This window comes from Rhodococcus sp. NPDC056516 (assembly GCF_042794655.1).
In the GTDB taxonomy this organism is placed as follows: Bacteria; Actinomycetota; Actinomycetes; order Mycobacteriales; family Mycobacteriaceae; genus Rhodococcus_F.
In genome coordinates this window covers 210,872-229,843 of record NZ_JBHTTG010000008.1, presented here as the reverse complement: position 1 = coordinate 229,843, position 18,972 = coordinate 210,872, and the positions used below count along the sequence as shown (strand labels likewise).

Here is an 18,972-nt window from a genome sequence, read left to right as displayed (position 1 = left end):
ACCACTCACGGGTGCGCTAGCGCCTTCGAGACTTCTTACGCGGGGGTGGCAAAGCACCTTCGGCGCGCAGACGAGCTGCGTGCTCGGCGAGAGCCTCCACCAGCGGTCCCACCTGCGAGGTCTCGGGCTGCACGTCGACGCGCAGACCGAACTCGATAGCGGTTTCGGCCGTCTTCGGGCCGATGCACGCGACCAACGTGCGGGCGTGCGGCTTGCCGGCGATGCCGACGAGGTTGCGCACGGTCGAGGACGAGGTGAAGCAGACGGCGTCGAATCCGCCGGTCTTGATCATCTCGCGGGTCTCGGCCGGCGGCGGCGCTGCCCGGACGGTGCGGTAGGCGGTGACGTCGTCGATCTCCCAACCGCGTTCGCGCAGGCCCTCGGCAAGGGTTTCGGTCGCAATGTCCGCGCGCGGCAACAGAACTCGGTTGACCGGATCGAAAACGTCGTCGTAGGGCGCGAATTCGGCCAGCAGGCCCTCGCTGGACTGCTCACCGGTCGGGATCAGCTCGGGGTTGATGCCGAACGAGCGAACCTTGGCTGCGGTTGCTTCGCCGATGCAGGCGATCTTCACACCGGAGAAGGCGCGAGCGTCGAGACCGAACTCTTCGAACTTCTCCCACACTGCGCGAACAGCATTGGTGGAAGTGAAGACGACCCACTGGTAACGACCGTCGACGAGACCCTTGACCGAACGCTCCATCTGAGCCGGGCTGCGAGGTGGCTCGACGGCGATGGTCGGAACCTCGATCGGGATGGCTCCGTGAGTGACCAGACGGTCGCTCATCTCGCCGGCCTGATCCTTGGTGCGCGGCACGAGAACGGTCCAGCCGTACAGAGCGCGCGATTCCCACCACGACATCTTGTTGCGCTGCGCGACAACCTTGCCGACGGTGACGATCAGCGAGCCCACCAGTTCGGATCCGGCTTCGTTGAGCGTCGCGAGAGTTGCCTCGACGGTTCGCTGCTGACGAGTGGTGCCGCGGACGGTGATGGCAGCGGGGGTCTGCGGAGCCAAACCGTTCTCGACCAGCGCGCTGGCGGTCTCGGCAAGATGTCCGGACGTCGCGTGCAGAACCAACGGTCCCGGCGCAGCGGCCAGAGCAGCCCAGTCGACTTCACCGCGAACGTCGGCCTCGGTGTGACCCGAGCCGAGCGCCATGCCGGCGTAGCTCGGCACTGCCGAACCGGACGGAAGACCGGGGAGGACCTCGAACTGAACCTGCGTGCGAGCGACCGCGGTGACTTCTGCAATCACGGAATCCGTGGTCAGCGGGTCACCGGAGACCAGACGCACGACGTCGTGGCCGTTCTTGGCCTCGTGCACCAATGTCTTTGCGACCTCGGCCGGCTCACCGAGTGCCGGACGCACGTCCGCGATCAGCTCGCCGGTCTCCTCGTCGCGACCCATGTCGATGCCGACGAGCGCGACGACGCCCTTGTCGACGTCCGGATCGGTGAATGCCATTGCGGCGCCGGTGAGGACGTCACGTGCGCGAACGGTGAGCAGGGCGGGGTCGCCCGGTCCCGATCCCACGAACAGGATCCGTCCGGGAGTGTTCTTTCGGACTCGGGTCATCGGTGATTCTCCAGTGCGCTGTATCGAAATGGGAACTTGGTGCAAGTGCAAAGTGGGGCGTCAAACATCGGCTGCCTCGCCTGTAGTCACGTTCATCAACTCTCGGGCGCCGAGTTCGAGTAACTCGCGCGCTACCGCTCGGCCGAGTTCCTCGGCCTTGTCCGGCGCACCGACGGCGCCGGTACGGATGACGTCCGAGCCGTCGATGGCGGCTGCGCAGCCGCGTACCGACAGTTCGTCGAAGATTCTGCCGTCGTCGTCGAGGGATTCGACGATTTCCGCGATCGCACCGACCGGCGCGGTGCAGCCGGCTTCCAACTCGGCGAGAAGTGCACGCTCGGCAGTGACTGCCGCTCGGGTACCCGCGTCGTCCTGCTCGGCCAGAATTGCTGCCAACTCCGTATTGGCAGAAAGGCATTCGACGGCCAAAGCGCCCTGCGCCGGAGCGGGGAGCATCTGTACGGGCTCGATGTTCTCGGTGATGAGATCGAGCAGGCCGATCCGGGACAGGCCGGCGCGGGCGAGGATCACGGCGTCGAGTTCACCGGATTCGACCTTGCCGAGGCGACGCTGCAGGTTGCCCCGCAGCGGCACGATGTCGAGGCCGAGCCCGAGTGCCTTCAGCTGTGAAACCCGTCGCGGCGCCGAGGTTCCCACCTTGGAACCGGCCGGAAGCTCGCCGAGGACCAGACCGTCGCGGGCGACGAGCGCGTCGCGCGGATCTTCACGCGGCGGAATCGCAGCGATGACAAAACGTGGATCCTGCGCGGTCGGCAGATCCTTGTAGGAATGCACTGCGACGTCGACGCGGTTGTCCAGCAAGGCTTCTCGAAGCTCAGCGGTGAACACTCCGACGCCGATCTTCTGGACGGGATCGGTGGACTGATCGCCCTTGGTCTTGATGATGACCAACTCGGCGGGATGTCCGGCTGCAATGAGCGCATCGCGCACGGTTCCGGCCTGGGTGGTCGCGAGAAGACTTCCGCGAGTGCCGATCCGCAGCGGGCTCCCCGATTGCGGGGTGGTGACGCTCATGCCTGCAGGTCCCTTCCAGTGCGGTCGCCGTCCACCAGATCGGTGGGTGTGGCCACGGCCGCGGGAGATCCGGGGCTGAGTTCGAAGAGTTCGCGCAGCGCTGCTGCGTAGGAGTCGCCGCCGGGGGCCGACGCCAGTTGCTTGACGCGCACAGTCGGGGCGTGGAGAAGCTTGTCCACGACGCGGCGCACGGTGCGCGCAACCTCGTCGCGCTGCGGATCGTCCAGGCCGGGCAGACGCGAATCGAGCCGCATCAGTTCGGCTTCGACGACGTCGGCGGCGCGCTGACGCAAAGCCGTGACGGTCGGAGTGACCTCGGCGAGACGCTGTCCCGCGAGGTACGTCGCAAGCTCACCGGCAACGATGGTGCGTGCGGCATCTGCGTCGGAAGCGGCGGCGCCTGCCGCCGGATCACGCTGCAGCGTCTCCATGTCGAGGACGGTGACACCCGGCAGGCCGGCGACGGCGGGATCGATGTCGCGCGGCAGCCCGAGGTCGCAGATGACCAGGTGCTTGGTGTTGTCGCGATCGGGCTCGGCGAGTGCGAGGTGCACATCCGCCAGGGTGACCACTGCCCCGACCGCGCCGGTACAGGTGACCATGACATCGGCCTGCGCCATCGCGGCCGAAAGCTGATCGAAGGCAACACCGTCGGCGTCGACGCCGTTGGAGCGTGCCGTCTCGGCGAGGTGCTCGGCACGTTCCTGTGTCCGGTTGACGACCACGATGCGTTCGATTCCGGCGCGGGTGAGGTGCGCGACGGACAGGCCGCCCATCGAGCCTGCCCCGACGACCACGGCAGTGCGGCCGACCAGGCCGCCCTCGCCGATGATGCCGGCTGCACGATCGAGAGCCACGGACACGACTGACGCTCCGGCGGAGTCGATTCCGGTTTCGGAATGCACTCGCTTACCGACGCGCAGTGCCTGCTGAGCCAGTTCGTGGACGACGCGTCCAGCGGCCTGCTGCGCATCCGAAGATGCGTAGGCCGAACGGATCTGGCCGAGAATCTGCTGTTCGCCGATCACCATCGAGTCGAGGCCACTGGCCACCGCGAAGAGGTGTTCGACCGCTGCTTCGCTGTAGCGGACGTAAGCGTGAGCGTGCAGCGCTGTCAGGTCGAGACCCGAATGGTCGGCCAGGATTTCACCGACTTCGGTGAGAGCACCGTGGAATGCGTCCACCACCGCGTAGACCTCCACCCGGTTGCAGGTGGAGACGATCATCGCTTCGGAGATGTGCGAGGACGCCAGAAGCTTGTCGATCAGCTTCGGACGATCGGTGTCGGTCACAGCTACTCGCTCGAGCACCGGGACGGGCGCGGTTCGATGCGAGACCCCGACAAGCAGAACACTCACGGCGCGATCACTGATCCGTTTCTTGTCGAACCTGCTCCGACCGGAGCGGGTGAACTGGTGGATGGAACTGACGAAGCGGATGCGGCGTGAGCCACGCGTACTCGCGGCGCGCTGGATGCCTGATCGGCATTGCGCGCACTGTTGAAGGAGAGAACCTGCATCTCGACGGCCAGATCGACGCGCCGCAGTTCCACGTGATCAGGAACGTCGAGGGCGATCGGCGAGAAACTCATGATGCAGCGCAGCCCGGCGCTGACGAACTGGTCGCACACGCCCTGCGCTGCCTCGTCCGGTGTGGAGATGACGCCGATGGTCGCGTTCAGTTCGCGGCAGGCGACAGTCAGTTCCTCGGTGCTGCGCACGACGAGATCGCCGACTCTGCTTCCGATTCGATCTGCGTCACTGTCGAAGAGTCCGACCATCTCGAAACCGCGGCGGCTGAATCCGCCGTAGCCGACCAGCGCCTTGCCGAGGTTTCCGACGCCGACGAGAACGACCTTGTGCCCACGATCGAGTCCGAGTGCACGCTCGATGCGGATGCGGAGCCTGTTGACGTCGTACCCGACGCCGCGGACGCCGTTGGGCCCGAGGAACGACAGATCCTTACGCAATTTCGCTGATCCGACGCCTGACGCCTGGGCTAGTTCCTCGCTCGAGACGATGGAGGTACCCCGGTCGGACATCACTCCGAGGACCCGCAGGTATGCGGCCAAGCGCGTCACCGTAGCCTGGGGGATGACGCGATCCTGAGCGATCGGGTCGGTGACCGAGGCGCTGGCAGCGTCGGTGACAGAAGAGCCCGCAGCGCCGGTGACGCGCTGAGCCACAGGCTCATGCGTCTGGTGCGGTTCGGTCACGTCGCTGGCTCCTCGTCCGGTCGACACGACTGTCGACCTCCACGATGCTCCGGGGGGAATGTTCACACCACGGTAACCGCTTGTGAACCCATGCACAAAGTTGCTCGAGACGGGTGCGATGTGCCGTTCACCTGCAAAGCGGCTCCGCGCACAACTTTGAGGGTTGCCTTACTTGCGTAAATCGTCGCGAAGGCGTTCTTCGTCAACTTCCCAGTAACCGTGCTCGCGTCCGTCGAGAAGAATGACCGGCAATCTGTCTCCGTACTCCGCTCTCAGCTCTGGATCGGTCGCGGCAGCTTCGTCTACGTCGATGCACGTCAATTCCAGCTCGAACTCGGAACAGACCCGTCGTAGTACCTCCGCCGCGCCGACGCAGGACGCGCATCCTGCGCGTGTCAACAGGGTTACTTCATGCGTAGCTGCAGTCATCGACGCATACCTTTCTTCTGCTGGGATGCCATCTACTTGATCGGTCGAGTGTGCCTCCAGAGCCCCACTCGATACCAAATCGGCGGAGAGGAACGTCACACACCACAGGGAAGGTCGCCATCCAACCCATCGGGCCTCATCGCGGAGGATAGGCTGACTCGAAGAGTTCTCTGCTCGAGAGTGCAACACGGGAGGTGCGGGTGCCTGCGCGATCACTACCGAACGGCTCCGGATTCGGATCAGGGCTGGCCGGGGTCATACTCCCCGGGCGTCGCCATGTGAAGAATCCGCTGGGCCCGAGTGAGTCGGAAGTTCGAGCCAATCTCGCCGGCGAAGCGAGTGCCGATGCAGCCCTGGCGTTGCACGAAGCTGCCAACCCCACAGAACCCGAAACCGGCGAAGAGCCGCCGACTGTTCCGCGCGACCTCACGGCCGCTGCATTCTTCGACGTCGACAACACCATGGTGCAGGGTGCATCGATCATCCACTTCGCCCGGGGTCTCGCTGCTCGCAAGTATCTCAAGACCTCGGATCTGGTCGATTTCGCGTGGAAGCAGATCAAGTTCCGAGTTACCGGCAGAGAAAGCAGTGACGACGTCGCGGAAGGCCGCGAGAAAGCACTGTCCTTCGTGGCCGGCCGATCCACCGCCGAACTCGCCCGCCTCGGCGAGGAGATCTACGACGAGGTCATCGCCGACAAGATCTGGCCAGGCACGAGGGCGTTGGCTCAGATGCACCTCGACGCCGGACAGCAGGTGTGGTTGGTGACGGCGACTCCGGTCGAACTGGCTCAGGTCATCGCCGAGAAACTGGGACTGACCGGCGCCTTGGGCACCGTCGCCGAGAGTGAGGACGGCGTCTTCACCGGCCGACTCGTCGGCGACATCCTGCACGGCATGGGCAAGGCTCACGCCGTGCGGACATTGGCCGTACGTGAAGGACTCAATCTCAAGCGCTGTTCCGCCTACTCCGACAGCCACAACGACGTTCCGATGCTCTCGTTGGTGGGGACGCCTGTGGCGATCAATCCCGACGCAGATCTTCGTGAACTCGCGAAGAACCGCGGTTGGGAAGTTCGCGATTTCCGCACCGGACGAAAGGCCGCCAAGATCGGCGTACCGACGGCGCTGGTGCTCGGAGCGGTCGGTGGGGCGCTCGCGGCAATTCTTGCCAGGCGCAAAGAACAGAACGCCTGAGCGGGTTCGGTCCGGATCGCCTGGCGATCCGGACCGAACTCAGCCGAGAAAGACGTTGCGACGCTTGGCCAACAGCCGATACAGCGTCTGCTGAATCGTCTCTCGAACGTGGTCCGTGACCTCGAACAGGACCATCGGATCGTCGGCGGCACCGCTCTCGAAAGTGTCGGTGACGATGGGCTTTCCGAACTCGATGTACCACTTCGACGGCAACGGAACCAGGCCGAGCGGCCCAAAGTGCGGGAACAGTGGTGTCACCGGAAAATACGGCAACCCGAGAACACGCGCGAGTGTGGTCAGATCACCGATTTTCGGATAGATCTCCTCCGAACCCACGATCGAGCACGGAATGATCGGAACACCGGTACGCATTGCGGCCGACACGAAGCCACCGCGCCCGAACCGCTGCAACTTGTACCGCTCACTGAACGGCTTCCCGATCCCCTTGAATCCCTCCGGGAACACCGCCGCGACTTCACCGTCGTTGAGCAGACGCTCGGCGTCGGGGTTGCACGCCAACGTGTGACCGGCCTTGCGCGCCAGACCGCCCACCACCGGCATCTCGAAAGCCATGTCCGCAGCCAACATTCGCAGCGGGCGATGCGCCGGATGATGATCGTGCACTGCGACCGACGTCATCAGACCGTCGAGCGGAATCACGCCGGCGTGATTGGCAACCACCAGTGCTCCCCCGGTGAGGGGAATGTTCTCGATCCCACTGACCTCGACGCGGAACCACTTCTCGAACAACGGCCGCAACATCGGCATGACGACGTTGTCCGCGAAATGCGGATCGAATCCGAACTCGTCGACCTCGTAGTCACCGGACACCCGACGTCGGAAAAATTCTGCCGCCGAGCCGATCTGGTCGACGATCGCGGACCTGGCCGCATCGACGAATGTGCTCTCACCGCCGTGGTCGGCCGCCGAGGACGCTCCGGACGGATGCCGACGCTCACTTTGTTCACGGATGTCACGCTCCGTGCCCGTGACGGACTCACGCGAGCGCGAGGTTGCCGACTTTCCGGTGTGAGTTGCGCTGGGTCTCAGGGGAATTACCTTCGCCACGTCAGTCACCCCTTCACCGCACTTTGCCGCGACAACGGCATGTGCATCACGTCTGCACTTGCGCTCGCCGCGGCGGCGTCACCGCCGAGGATCGTGGTCAACGCATTCTCGGCCCGATCGATCCACTCGGACTTGATGATCCGGCGGGTCTGCATCGCACGCATGAAATCGTCGAGTGCCTGCATGGTGGTCCATCGCGGCTCGAACCCCAATTCGCTGCGCATGCGAGTGGTGTCGAGTCCGCAGCCGAACCGGAAGTATTCGAGTTGCTCGTCGGTGTACAGCCTCATGGACGATCCCACCAACGCGCTCCCGACACTGCGGAACAGCGCGAGCGGCATCGGAACTTCGACCCTTCCTGCCCGGCGGATCGCCTGCGACATCATCACCACTCCGTCGCCGGCGATGTTGTACGTACCCGAGGCGTGTCCGATGGTCGCCTTCTCCAACGCTGCGAGGGCATCCTCGACGTGGAGCAATTGCAGACGCGCGTTCCGCCCGACGATGGTCGGCACGAGCGGGGCGGTGACGTAATGCCCGACAGTTGCCGTCAGTTGAGGTCCGATCAGCGGCGCCAACCGCAGAATCCCGACCGAGATGTCGGGACGCCGACGCCCCATCCCGCGGAGGTATCCCTCGATCTCGAGACTGTCGCGGGCATATCCGCCCGGCGGCCGGCGGCGCGCACTCATTTCTTCGGTGAACTGAGCGGGGTCCTTGGCACTGCACCCGTAAACGACCGAGGCCGAGCGCAGAACCACCTTGCGAACCGTCGGAGCTTTCTGGCAGACCGCGAACAGTTGCATGGCGCCGATGACGTTCATGTCCTTCATCGCGGCGCGGCTGCCGGCTTTGGGGGCTTTCTGAAGCGTCGACGCATGCACGACGGTGTCGACCTCGGCGTTTCGGATCACTTTGCCGATCAGCGGATTGCGGATGTCTGCTCGCACGAATTCCGCGCGGCCCATTCTGCGCATCATGTCCTTGCTCGGACTGACCGCGTCGACGGCGATGACACGCTCGATCGACGGATTCTGCGCAAGCCTGGTAACCAGGTAGCCGCCGAGGAATCTGCTCGCCCCGGTCACCAGTACGACGCGAGGCGCCGTGCCCCCTGAAGTGTTGTCACCTTCAACCACCAAGTACCCCCATATCCAGTAGAAACGCGCTCTGCCGAAGCGTCCCTCCCGCGATTTTCCCCCACTTTACGGGCAGAGGGGGTCCCGCGCTGACTACCCAGATTTCGGTCATTCAAGACAAACCGCCCAGACAATGAGACGGCCGACACATCTCTCCCCGGAGATACGTCGCCCCTCCCCTAAAATACGTCGATGCCCGCCACCCCGGAAGGGGCGGCGGGCATCAACAGGTATTGCTTATTTACCGAGTTTCCTGCGCTGTACTCGGGTACGACGAAGCAGCTTGCGGTGCTTCTTCTTCGACATGCGCTTGCGACGCTTCTTGATCACTGAACCCATAGCGGGTGTCCCTCACGTTCTTCTCTAGCGTTCCTGCGCACGCCGGTCACGTACGCCTGCGCCAAGCAATTGGCGCCTGGCCCTCGTTCTTAACTAGCTCAGCGCCTTACGACACCAGCTTGCTGGTACGACAGTGACTCATCGTACCGGTGTGGACTCACTCGGCATAAACCGAGCCTCCGGCACAGCAACCGCTGTGCCCGCGACTCGGCTCACGCCGAGGTCATCCGCTTCGAACCGACTGGTCAGCCGGCATCGAAGTACGAGGTTTCGAGGTAATCGTGCACTGCCTTCGCATGTACACGGAACGAACGGCCCACTCGTACAGCGGGCAATTCGCCACTGTGTACCAACCGGTACACAGTCATTTTCGACACCCTCATCAAAGTTGCTACCTCAGCAACAGTGAGGAATTGCGTGCCGGCCACTGCCGGCTTTCCGTCGTGGGACGAACCCATGGACGGCTTGTTTGCAGACACCATTAATCCACATACCTCCAGCACGACTCGCGCCGCCGGCTTCCCCTCCGGCGGAACAGACACGTACGTACTAAGTCGAGCTTAGCTGTACTGGTGGGGTTAAAGCGACGGGTGTGGCTAAACGGACGTCTATTCCGCAGCTGCACCCATCGCGGCCGAGCGCGTCTTTGCCGCATCCAAGGCATCGAAGAACGCCGTCCGCAGGCCGCCCGCTTCGAGCTGACGCAGCGCTGCAGCCGTCGTTCCGCCCGGTGACGTCACCGCGGCGCGAAGATCCGTTGCGCTGTCGCCGGTGCGATCGAGCATCGCTGCGGAACCGACCATCGTCTGCACCACCAATTCGGTAGCGACCGGGCGCGTCAGGCCGAGACCGACCCCCGCGTCGATCATCGCTTCGGCAACCAAGAAGAAGTAGGCCGGCCCGGAACCCGAGACAGCCGTGACCGCGTCGATCTGCGATTCGGGAACTGTGACTACCTTGCCGACGCTGCCGAGGATGCCGCGTACAAGCTCGAGATGCTCGGCCTTGACGTGGCGTCCGGGTGACAAAACGCTCACGCCCTCCCCCACCAACATGGGGGTGTTCGGCATGACGCGGACGACCGGGAACCCTGCCGGCAGACGCGTTTCGAAGAACCCGGTGGGGATTCCCGCCGCAAGGGAAACGATCAACTGCTCGAGGTCACCGTCCAGGTCGACCTTCGTCAACGCGGTGAGCGCTGATTCGACGTCGCTGGGCTTGACCGCGATGACGATGACGTCTGCACCCTCCGCAGCATCGGCGACCGTGCTGACGCGGATGGAGTATTCGGCAATCAATTCGTCTGCGCGAGGCTGATACTGCTCAGCGACAACCAGATCCTTGATGGCGTGGCCGGCCTGCAACAGCCCGGAGATCAGCGCCTCGCCGATCTTGCCGCCACCGATAATCGCAATTCTTGTCATGGCGAACAGCCTGCCACGACCGCAGCGATCGACCCTAGCGGGGCATCATCGCCAGCTGACGGCTCTGTACGACAACCGCTCCCGCCGAATCGAGGACTGCGTGGTCCTCTTCGAACCACGTGCTGCCCAGAACATCCGAACTTGCTCGCACACGAAGCCATCCCGGTGTCGGCAGTCGGCGCAGGTACGTCGTCAACTGCACTGTCGGCGCCCACCCGAACAAGCCGCGGTTCATCGTCACCGGCGCGCTGATGTCACCTGCCATGATGGCGAACAGCACAGCGGTGTCGAGATCGTTCTCGTCCTCGGGCCGGGGGCGGACCCACATCCTGACCTCGGCCTCGCCTTGGCTCCCTGTCAGGAAGTGCGCCGAGGTGGTGTCGATTCGCATGTCGCAGCCCTGCCCGACGTGCACGACCTGAGCCATCGGATGATCACCGATGACTGCCACCGCATTCTCCGGCGGTTCCGGTGACATGTCGTCGATCGACGAGGCAGTGACAAATGTCGGGTCGCCGTCGTCCGGGAATCCGAGCGTGACCGCCGCGCGAACAGCGCTGCGACCGGCCTGGCTCAATTCGACGTCGAACAACGCGACCTGCCGTCCCTGCTTGCGGACCGTCACTTCCAAGTCGACTTCACCGGGGTCGGGGGCGGAGAGATAGTTGGCGCTCACCGCGAGTGGCTGCATCTTCAGAAGCGAGTCGTTCTCACCTGCGCCGTCTCGCAGACATTGACGCGCCGCAGCAGCACACACGGCCATCATGGAGCCGCCGTGCACTTTCGGCCCGATGGTCCAGATCGGGTCGATCGTTGCGGTGTACCGCCCGTCGCCGAGCGAGGTGAGGCGATTGAGATCTTGAAAGGGGCTGGTGCTCATCGATTTTCCTGTTCAATGCTTTCTCGGTGTTGCGGGAAATGTCGTGCGGCCAAGTCTTGGTGCGCCAAGCGTCGCAAAGCTGTCAGGACGGGTTCGTACATGGCGGTTCCGAGGACCGCATAGCGAATGCCGTCCTCGGTCGAACTGGTAGGCATCAGCTCGATTTCCACTTCGGCGATCCCTCGGATGTGCTCGCCGTAGGCGCGCAATCGCTCGTCCGAGAGGCTCAGTCCGGCATCCTCGAGGCCGATCAGTGCCCGCTCGAGGTGCGCGACCGCCACGTACCTCGGCTCGAAGACCTGACCGAGAAACTCCAGAACCTTGCGAGCTCTGGGGAACTCTGGATCCGGTTCAAGTTCGACGTACGGAGGTAGTTGCGCGATTGCGCGGCCGAAAGTCTCGAATTCGGATCGCTCGTCACTGTCCACCAGTTCGAGCACCGCGCGAATCCGTGGAATCGCGAGTCCCGCCCCGGCCAGGGCCCTGATCAACGCGAGTCGCCGGACGTGCTGTTCGCCGTACCTCGCTCCCGTTGCGCTGGTCGGCTCACCAGGCATCAGCAGACCTTCACGGAGGTAGTACTTGATCGTGGCCAGAGCCACGCCGGACTGTGCGGCCAGTTCGGAAACCTTCACCGCTCCTCCGTCCAATTCGCTCGGCCCATTACTGGATAGTGATGCTATCCAATGGTGGCCGAGCATCGGTAAGGAGGACACGCCTTGCGCTAGGGTTGAACCTTCTTTGCGCACACCACCAGAAATTTCCGAACGGAGCGAACAGGCGGAATGACGGATTTGCAGTCGGAGGCTCAGCCCGACGAACAGTGGCGCATCGTCGAACCACTGGCGCTGACTCCCCTGCTCACCGCCGCACTCGAGGTGTTCCACGAACTCGGCTACCACGGAGCATCGGTTCGCGACATTGCCAAACGCGCCGGCGTCACCGTGCCGACACTGTATTACCACCACGGCAACAAACAAGGCATCCTCGTCGCACTGATGGAACCGGGAATCGAGAACGTCACCGCGCGCGCGAGCGCTGCCGTCGACGCTGCCGGCCCGTCACCGACGACACAGTTCGGCAATCTCATCGAGGCCTGCGTCCTGCACATGACCAGTCGCTCCGACATAGCTTTCCTCGATTCCGAACTCCGATACCTCGAGGACGCGGAACGAAAGAGCTACGCGGCCAAGCGAAAGAAGCTCGAGAACCTACTCGTCGACGTACTGACGGCAGGCGTCGAGAGCGGTGAGTTCACGGTCCCCGACATCACCGGAACGGGCCGCGCACTGCTGGGCATGTGTCAGTCCGTCGTCCTCTGGTATCGACTCGACGGACCGCAGACTCCACGCGAAGTCAGTGTCCTCTACCGCGAGATAGCCCTGAAAGCCGTCGGCGTCACTTCTTGATCACTGATCTTCCCGGCATGTCCGATTAGCCCTTAACTGACGAACGTCACACCTCCCGGCTGACACCGAAACCGGGACGCGCCCACGGTCGCGGGTCCACACTTAGAAGCAGAGATGCGCGGGGTGGATCCGCAGACCGAGGGAGTTCTTGACGTATGGCCAACAGCAATCCATTTGTTCCTCCTAGCGCGGTCGACGTCGACCTTTCCGCGGTCGCCTGGGGGGCGAACCGCACGATGTCCGACTTCGAGACTGGAATGTGGCGGATGGAAGAGGCGCAGCCGCAACTGCGCTCACCGATCGTTGCGGTAGAGGTTCTCGATCGTGCCCCGGACTGGGCCCGTCTGCTCGACGCAGTCGAGTGGGCATCGCACGTGGTTCCGCGCATTCGTATGCGAGCGGTGGAACCGGCGATGCAGTTGGGTAATCCGGTGTGGTCCGTTGATCCGGAGTTCGACATCGGCTATCACCTACGACGGGTTCGCTTGCCTGCACCCGCGGATTTCGATCACGCGCTGCGCATGTGTCGCCACCTAGCCACCGAACCTTTCGACAAGGCTCGGCCGCCGTGGAGCGCGCTGCTCATCGAAGGTCTCGACGACGGTCGCGCCGTGTTCGTGGTCAAGACTCACCACTCCATCACCGACGGCATGGGTGGCATCCAGATGATGACGCTCCTGCACAGCAGGCGCCCGGATCCCACCCCGAACAAGCCCGACCGCACGCCGCCGGCTCCTGAGCACCTGTCTTCGGTAGGCGCCTTCGGCGAGGAGGTCGTCAGCGAGATCCGGCGGGCGCCCTCGCGTATCGCCAAGCTGGTCCGCGGCGCTACCAATGTTGCGACCACGGCGATCTCGAGTCCGATCACGACGGCTTCCGAGGTCCTCGGTTACGCCAATTCACTCCGCAAGATCGTCACTCCCCCGGCTCGTTCCGGTTCCCCACTGCTCCACGATCGTGGTCTCGGACGGTGGTTCGGAACTCTCGAGGTGGGTGTTCCCGAGCTCAAGGCCGGGGCGAAAGCTGCCGGCGGTTCACTCAACGACGCGTACGTTGCTGCCCTGCTCGGCGGGTTCCGTCGCTACCACGAATCGTTCGGGCAATCCGTCGACAGCATTCCGATGGGTATGCCGATCAGTATGCGTACCGGCGCGGATGCCAACGGCGGCAACCGGTTTGCAGCAGTCCGCTTCAACGGCCCGGTCGCCGAGACCGATCCGGCCAAACGCATCAGGCAGGTACGAGAAATCGTCCTGGGTCTGCGTGAGGAACCGGCGTTGGACGCTCTCGACGTCGCTGCCCCGATCCTCGCCCGCCTGCCAAATTATCTGCTCGCGAACTGGTATCTGTCCCAGTCGACTGGACTGGACCTGCAAGCGAGCAACGTCGCCGGCGTACCGGTGCCGGTGTATCTCGCCGGAGCGAAGATCGAGCGTATGTTCCCGTTCGGGCCGGCGCCCGGTTGCGCGGCAATGGCAACGCTGGTCTCCCATGTCGGAGTCTGCTGCATCGGAATCAATCTCGACACCGCTGCGATCACGAAACCCGCCTTGCTGATGCAGTGCCTGCAGGAGAGCCTGGACGAGATCGTGGCTCTCGGAGTTCCAACGGAAGGTGCGTGAGTCATGAGCGAAAACACGACCAACCCGCGCGTGTACCTCACCGAAACCATGACAGAGGCCGAGGCCGGTGTACTGCGAAAGTGGCTTGCCGACAAGGCAACCGCATCCGAAACGCGGCCGGTCACCGTCAACATCACCGACAAGACCCTGGCCGAACTGGCGGCGCGGACCGACGACCCGATGCTCGCGCCGCTTCGCGTGGTGTGGATCCCGGACACCCATACCAAACACAACGTCGCGGTGCGGGTGCGCGATGCACTGGCACCACGCGACCCCCTCCACCCCGGACGCGGCGCGCAGCGCAGAACCCTGCGCACCGACCCGTCGCGGTGCCAGGTCATCGAAGGTGAACCCGCGCCACTGAGCGATCTCGAGCGTCGCCTCGAAAAGAGCGGTGGCGGTTCGCTACCCGAGTTCATCCGTCGTCAGGCCGCACTGGCGCTCGAGCGCGCCGAGTTGGGCCTACTGGGTGGCCAGTACAAGGTGTCGCGGTTCGTCGTCGACGAGATCACCGACACTCGCCGGTTCGCCACCGAGGTCATGGCTTTGGCCGACCGGTTGAACATCGCCGTCGCCGACGTCGATCGTCGTGCGCGTGAAGCTCTCGAAGAAATGGTTGCCACCCAGAGTCGCCAAGCCATCGCGGTGTGGGATCGCCTGGGCCGCTACTTCGCTCGCGCCTACAAGCTGGACGTGGACACGAGCCGCTTCGAGGAACTCCGTGAGCTGAACAAGGAACACTCACTGGTCTTCCTCCCCAGTCACCGTTCGTATCTCGATCCCCTCGTCCTGCGTCCGGCGTTGATCGCGAACGGCTTGCCGCTCAATCACGTCATGGGCGGACTCAACATCAGCTTCTGGCCCATGGGCTCGATCCTCAAACGCAGCGGCACCGTCTTCATTCGTCGAAGCATCGGCAACGACGAGGTCTACAAGTGGTCGATGCACGAGTACATGCGCTACCTGCTGACCAAGCGCTTCAATCTGGAGTGGTACATCGAGGGTGGACGCGGGCGCACCGGGAAACTACGCCCGCCGCGCTTCGGTCTCCTGACCTACCTGACCAAGGCCTTTCAGGTCAGCGGCGCATCCGACGTGTACCTCGTCCCGGTCGCGCTGAGCTACGACCAACTCTACGAAGTCGGGGCCATGGCGGCCGAGGCGCTCGGCGCCGAGAAGACACCGGAAGGCCTACGCTGGATGGTGGGTTACGTACGTGCACAGGGCAAGCGCAACGGCGTCGCGCACGTGACCATCGGCAGGCCGCTCTCACTCGCGGACGCACTCAGCCAGGAAACCGACCAGCGCCTCGCCATTCAAAAGGCCGGAATCGAGGTGTGTCACCGAATCAACGAGGTCACGCCGGTGACCGTGTCTTCGCTGGCGATGTTGGCGTTCCTCGGAATCGAAGACCGGGCGTTGACCGTTCGCGAACTCACGGCGATCCTCACGCCGCTGTTCGGGTACATCACCGCGCGCAACCTTCCGATCGCCGGCGACGTCGAACTGTCCGATCCGCGTGTCATCGAGAAGGCGTTGCAGACACACGTCGAGTCCGGTGTGCTCGAGCGCTTCGATCGCGGCGGCGAGCAGGTCTTCTACCTCGGCAAGGACCAGCATCTTGTCGCTGCCTTCTACCGCAACAACACGATTCACTTTCTTGTCGTGCGTGCCATCACCGAACTGGTACTCCAGGCAGCCGTCGAAGAGCGGTTCGAGGATCCCATCGGGGACGGGTGGGCCGAGGCCAAGCGCATCCGAGATTTGTTGAAATTCGAGTTCTTCTTCAGCGACCGGGACACATTCGAGCAGGAGATGCGGACCGAGCTGACGTTGATCGACCCCGAGTGGGAAACCGTCATGGCCGACGACAAACGAACCGAGCACATGATCGAGACGGTTCGCCCGTACCTCGCGCACCGCGTGCTCCAACCGTTCCTCGAGGCGTACCAGGTTGTCGCCGATCAGCTTGTGCTCGCGCCGATTTCGACGTCGTTCGACGAGAAGTCGTTCATCAGCAACTGTATCGACGTCGCACATCAGCGTCGACTGCGGCAGCAGATCGCCAGCAACGAATCCGTCTCCGGCGAATTGTTCGCCACCGCACTGAATTTGGCGCGCAACCGTAACTTGATCGAAGTCGACGACGACGGAGTCCGGGCCCGGCGCCTGGCATTCGCTGCCGAGATCAAGGTTCAGGTCGAGCGCCTGCGTCACCTTCGCGCACTCGCGCATGCGCGACTCGATCAGGTGGCGATGCCGGTACCGGACGCCGCTGCGGTAGTGACCATTCCAGAAGCAAACCGAGCGCCCGCCGCGAACGAGGAAGTAGGACTGTGACCGGACTCGAGCGTCTGCACTCCGCCATCGAAGCCGCCCCGCCCGGACCGGGAACGATCGCCGCCTTCGATCTCGACGGCACCTTGATCAGCGGGTACTCGGCCAGCGTTGTGTACCGAGACCGCCTGCGACGCTTGGACATCAGCGTCGGTGAACTGTTGCGCACCACCGGTGCCGCGATCGACACGCAGTTCCGTGGCGCTGATGTCGGAGCACTGATGGACATCGGCGTTCGCGCCCTGGGCGGCCGGACCGTCGAGGAACTGAACGACTGGGGCCGACGGTTGTTCAAGCAGGAGATCGCCGCGATGATCTACCCGGAAGCACGCGGGCTTCTGGCTGCGCACCGGCGCGCCGGCCACACCATCGTGATGGCCACGTCGGCGACTCCGTTCCAGGCCAAATACGTCGCCGAAGATCTCGACATCGAAGACGTGCTGTGCACCGAACCCGAAGTCGTCGACGGCATGCTGACCGGCGAACTGTCCTCACCCGCTCTGTGGGGTCCGGCCAAAGCCAATGCCCTTGCGGGATATGCCGAGACGATGGGCGCCGACTTGAAGAACGCGTTTGCGTACTCCAACGGCGTCGAAGATGTTTTCATGCTCGAGGCCGTCGGGCGACCTGTCGCACTGAATCCCGACCGTGGTCTGGCCAAGATCGCATTGCGCAATCACTGGCCCTCGGTCAGCCTGCGTAAACCGCAACGTGGCGCAACACCGATCTCCACGATCCGAACGGCGACGGCCATGGGCGCGCTTGCAGCAACCGCCGCCCTCGGTGCGTCGGCAGGCATTGTCACCGGGAACCGTCAACTGGGAGCGAACCTGGTCGGCACGTACGGCCCCGACATCTCGCTCTCACTGCTGGGCATCGACGTCGAGATCGACGGCGAGCACAACGTGTGGGATCACCGTCCGGCGGTATTCATGTTCAATCATCAGAGTTCCCTGGACATGTTGGTCCTGGGCACCGTGATCAAGCGTGACGTGACCGGCGTCGCGAAGAAGGAAGCGGCAAGCGATCCGCGGTTCATGCCCGTCGGCGCACTGCTCGACGTCGCCTACATCGACCGCACGGACACCACCAAGGCGAAGGCCGCATTGCAGCCGGCGGTCGACAAGCTGAAGAACGGCGTCTCGATAGTCATCGCTCCGGAGGGCACCCGTTCTCCGACACCACGCCTGGGCCCGTTCAAGAAAGGTGGATTCCACTTGGCGATCCAGGCCGGTGTGCCGATCGTGCCCGTGGTGATTCACAACGCGGGCGAAAGAATGTGGCGCAATTCGCTTGTCGCCCATCCGGGCCCGGTCTACGTCTCGGTGCTCGATCCCATCTCGACCGAAGGCTGGGAGACCAAGGACCTCGACGCGCACGTCGAGAAGGTACGCGCGCAGTTCGAAGCTGCGCTACTTGCCGGCCACCGCTGAACGTGCCAGGTGCTCGCGTGCAAACGCGAGCGCCTGCGCCAGCATCGACGACCGCTCCCGCCTGGTACGCGCGTTCTGAGTGTTGATCTCGATGACGGCCTGGCCGCTGAATTCGCTCGCGGCCAACTGCTGACACAACTCCGCGCACGGCTGTGAACCATGCCCGGGGATCAAGTGCTCGTCCATCGACGCCCCGCGACCGTCGGCCAGGTGCAGATGCTCGAGTCCCCTACCCATCCGGGAGGCCAACTCCAAGGCATCCATGCCCGCCGTCGCGGTGTGCGACAGGTCGAGTGTGTAGTGAGCGTGATCGGAATCGGTCGGGTCGTACGACGGGCTGAATGCCGACAGCGCCGCGCCCGGACCGCCACGTTTGCGTAGACGCTCCGCAGACTTGTCTTTACCGCCGAAGAAGCTGTCCGCGCGCATGGGGAACATGTTCTCCACCGCCACGACGACGCTGCTCTTCGATTCGAGGTCGACAACCTGTTCGGCGAAGCCTTCGGCGTACTTGCGCTGCCACCGGAACGGTGGGTGGACGACCACCGTCGTCGCACCCAAGGTTTCGGCGGTGCGAACCGAACGCTCGAGTTTCTCGACCGGATCGGATCCCCACACGCGCTGCGAAATCAGCAGACACGGCGCATGCACAGCCTGCACCGGGATCGCATATTTGCGAACGAGGGCAGCAACAGCACCGACATCCTGGCTGACGGATTCGGCCCACACCATCAGTTCGACACCGTCGTATCCGAGATCGGCGGCGTAACGAAATGCTGCTTCCGTGTTCTCCGGATACACCGAAGCCGTCGACAAGCCGACGGCTATCGGCCGACGAATTCTGCGCTGCGATCCCCCGATCATCGT

General features: G+C 63.9%; 18 protein-coding genes. 5 read left to right on the top strand and 13 right to left on the bottom strand.

The features are described from left to right. Nucleotides 1-16 precede the first annotated feature (16 nt). The 5 genes from ACFQ6Y_RS24465 to ACFQ6Y_RS24445 all read right to left on the bottom strand — a co-directional run bounded on the left by ACFQ6Y_RS24465 (nt 17) and on the right by ACFQ6Y_RS24445 (nt 5,258). Nucleotides 17-1,579 carry a bifunctional uroporphyrinogen-III C-methyltransferase/uroporphyrinogen-III synthase gene (locus ACFQ6Y_RS24465; RefSeq protein ID WP_003941969.1) on the bottom strand — a complete coding sequence of 521 codons (1,563 nt, stop codon included), beginning with the start codon at nt 1,577-1,579 and terminating at the stop codon, nt 17-19. Between the two features lie 60 nt (nt 1,580-1,639). Next, nucleotides 1,640-2,614: a hydroxymethylbilane synthase gene (gene hemC / locus ACFQ6Y_RS24460; RefSeq protein WP_378447131.1), complete on the bottom strand. Its 975-nt coding sequence runs from the start codon at nt 2,612-2,614 to the stop codon at nt 1,640-1,642. Continuing rightward, nucleotides 2,611-3,972, bottom strand: coding sequence for a glutamyl-tRNA reductase (locus ACFQ6Y_RS24455; protein ID WP_378537542.1), 1,362 nt, complete (start codon nt 3,970-3,972; stop codon nt 2,611-2,613). The genes hemC and ACFQ6Y_RS24455 overlap by 4 nt, the downstream gene beginning before the upstream one ends. Beyond that, nucleotides 3,969-4,856, bottom strand: a complete 888-nt coding sequence (locus tag ACFQ6Y_RS24450; protein WP_042923244.1) for a redox-sensing transcriptional repressor Rex — start codon at nt 4,854-4,856, stop codon at nt 3,969-3,971. The genes ACFQ6Y_RS24455 and ACFQ6Y_RS24450 overlap by 4 nt, the downstream gene beginning before the upstream one ends. 141 nt (nt 4,857-4,997) lie before the next feature. Continuing rightward, a complete protein-coding gene (locus ACFQ6Y_RS24445; RefSeq protein WP_003941953.1) occupies nt 4,998-5,258 on the bottom strand; it encodes a glutaredoxin family protein in 261 nt (86 codons plus the stop codon). A 200-nt stretch (nt 5,259-5,458) separates the two neighbouring features. On the opposite strand from ACFQ6Y_RS24445, the gene ACFQ6Y_RS24440 reads away from it, so the two are divergent. Further along, nucleotides 5,459-6,454: an HAD family hydrolase gene (locus tag ACFQ6Y_RS24440; RefSeq protein ID WP_378638147.1), complete on the top strand. Its 996-nt coding sequence runs from the start codon at nt 5,459-5,461 to the stop codon at nt 6,452-6,454. Nucleotides 6,455-6,493: 39 nt separating this feature from the next. Here ACFQ6Y_RS24440 and ACFQ6Y_RS24435 read toward each other — a convergent pair whose 3' ends face one another. The 7 genes from ACFQ6Y_RS24435 to ACFQ6Y_RS24405 all read right to left on the bottom strand — a co-directional run bounded on the left by ACFQ6Y_RS24435 (nt 6,494) and on the right by ACFQ6Y_RS24405 (nt 11,939). Next, a complete protein-coding gene (locus tag ACFQ6Y_RS24435; protein ID WP_378537537.1) occupies nt 6,494-7,531 on the bottom strand; it encodes a lysophospholipid acyltransferase family protein in 1,038 nt (345 codons plus the stop codon). Continuing rightward, on the bottom strand, nt 7,528-8,661 hold the full coding sequence (locus ACFQ6Y_RS24430) for an NAD-dependent epimerase/dehydratase family protein (RefSeq protein WP_378447128.1): 1,134 nt from the start codon (nt 8,659-8,661) through the stop codon (nt 7,528-7,530). Before ACFQ6Y_RS24430 ends, ACFQ6Y_RS24435 begins: the two co-directional genes overlap by 4 nt. 237 nt (nt 8,662-8,898) lie before the next feature. Further along, nucleotides 8,899-9,000: a 30S ribosomal protein bS22 gene (locus tag ACFQ6Y_RS24425; protein WP_003402602.1), complete on the bottom strand. Its 102-nt coding sequence runs from the start codon at nt 8,998-9,000 to the stop codon at nt 8,899-8,901. A gap of 245 nt (nt 9,001-9,245) precedes the next feature. After that, the gene (locus tag ACFQ6Y_RS24420; RefSeq protein WP_003941845.1) at nt 9,246-9,482 is read right to left on the bottom strand and encodes a helix-turn-helix domain-containing protein; all 237 of its coding nucleotides are present in this window, start codon (nt 9,480-9,482) and stop codon (nt 9,246-9,248) included. A gap of 126 nt (nt 9,483-9,608) precedes the next feature. Beyond that, nucleotides 9,609-10,424: a pyrroline-5-carboxylate reductase gene (proC, locus tag ACFQ6Y_RS24415; protein WP_378638142.1), complete on the bottom strand. Its 816-nt coding sequence runs from the start codon at nt 10,422-10,424 to the stop codon at nt 9,609-9,611. Nucleotides 10,425-10,458: 34 nt separating this feature from the next. After that, on the bottom strand, nt 10,459-11,304 hold the full coding sequence (locus ACFQ6Y_RS24410; protein WP_378638137.1) for a thioesterase family protein: 846 nt from the start codon (nt 11,302-11,304) through the stop codon (nt 10,459-10,461). Then, nucleotides 11,301-11,939 carry a MerR family transcriptional regulator gene (locus tag ACFQ6Y_RS24405; protein ID WP_378638132.1) on the bottom strand — a complete coding sequence of 213 codons (639 nt, stop codon included), beginning with the start codon at nt 11,937-11,939 and terminating at the stop codon, nt 11,301-11,303. The genes ACFQ6Y_RS24410 and ACFQ6Y_RS24405 overlap by 4 nt, the downstream gene beginning before the upstream one ends. Nucleotides 11,940-12,089: 150 nt before the next feature. Here ACFQ6Y_RS24405 and ACFQ6Y_RS24400 point away from each other — a divergent pair, with 150 nt between their 5' ends. The 4 genes from ACFQ6Y_RS24400 (at nt 12,090) to ACFQ6Y_RS24385 (ending at nt 18,105) form a co-directional block, all read left to right on the top strand. Continuing rightward, nucleotides 12,090-12,713 (top strand): TetR/AcrR family transcriptional regulator, encoded by a 624-nt coding sequence (locus tag ACFQ6Y_RS24400; RefSeq protein ID WP_378537530.1) that lies wholly within the window; start codon nt 12,090-12,092, stop codon nt 12,711-12,713. Nucleotides 12,714-12,868: 155 nt separating this feature from the next. Further along, nucleotides 12,869-14,335: a wax ester/triacylglycerol synthase domain-containing protein gene (locus ACFQ6Y_RS24395; protein ID WP_378638129.1), complete on the top strand. Its 1,467-nt coding sequence runs from the start codon at nt 12,869-12,871 to the stop codon at nt 14,333-14,335. A gap of 3 nt (nt 14,336-14,338) precedes the next feature. Beyond that, nucleotides 14,339-16,675, top strand: a complete 2,337-nt coding sequence (locus ACFQ6Y_RS24390) for a glycerol-3-phosphate 1-O-acyltransferase (RefSeq protein ID WP_378638124.1) — start codon at nt 14,339-14,341, stop codon at nt 16,673-16,675. Beyond that, entirely contained in the window at nt 16,672-18,105 is a 1,434-nt protein-coding gene (locus tag ACFQ6Y_RS24385) for an HAD-IB family hydrolase (RefSeq protein ID WP_378638120.1), read from the top strand. The genes ACFQ6Y_RS24390 and ACFQ6Y_RS24385 overlap by 4 nt, the downstream gene beginning before the upstream one ends. Here the strand turns inward: ACFQ6Y_RS24385 and ACFQ6Y_RS24380 are convergent. After that, nucleotides 18,085-18,969 carry a sugar phosphate isomerase/epimerase family protein gene (locus tag ACFQ6Y_RS24380; protein ID WP_378447122.1) on the bottom strand — a complete coding sequence of 295 codons (885 nt, stop codon included), beginning with the start codon at nt 18,967-18,969 and terminating at the stop codon, nt 18,085-18,087. The genes ACFQ6Y_RS24385 and ACFQ6Y_RS24380 overlap by 21 nt on opposite strands. Nucleotides 18,970-18,972: the final 3 nt, after the last annotated feature.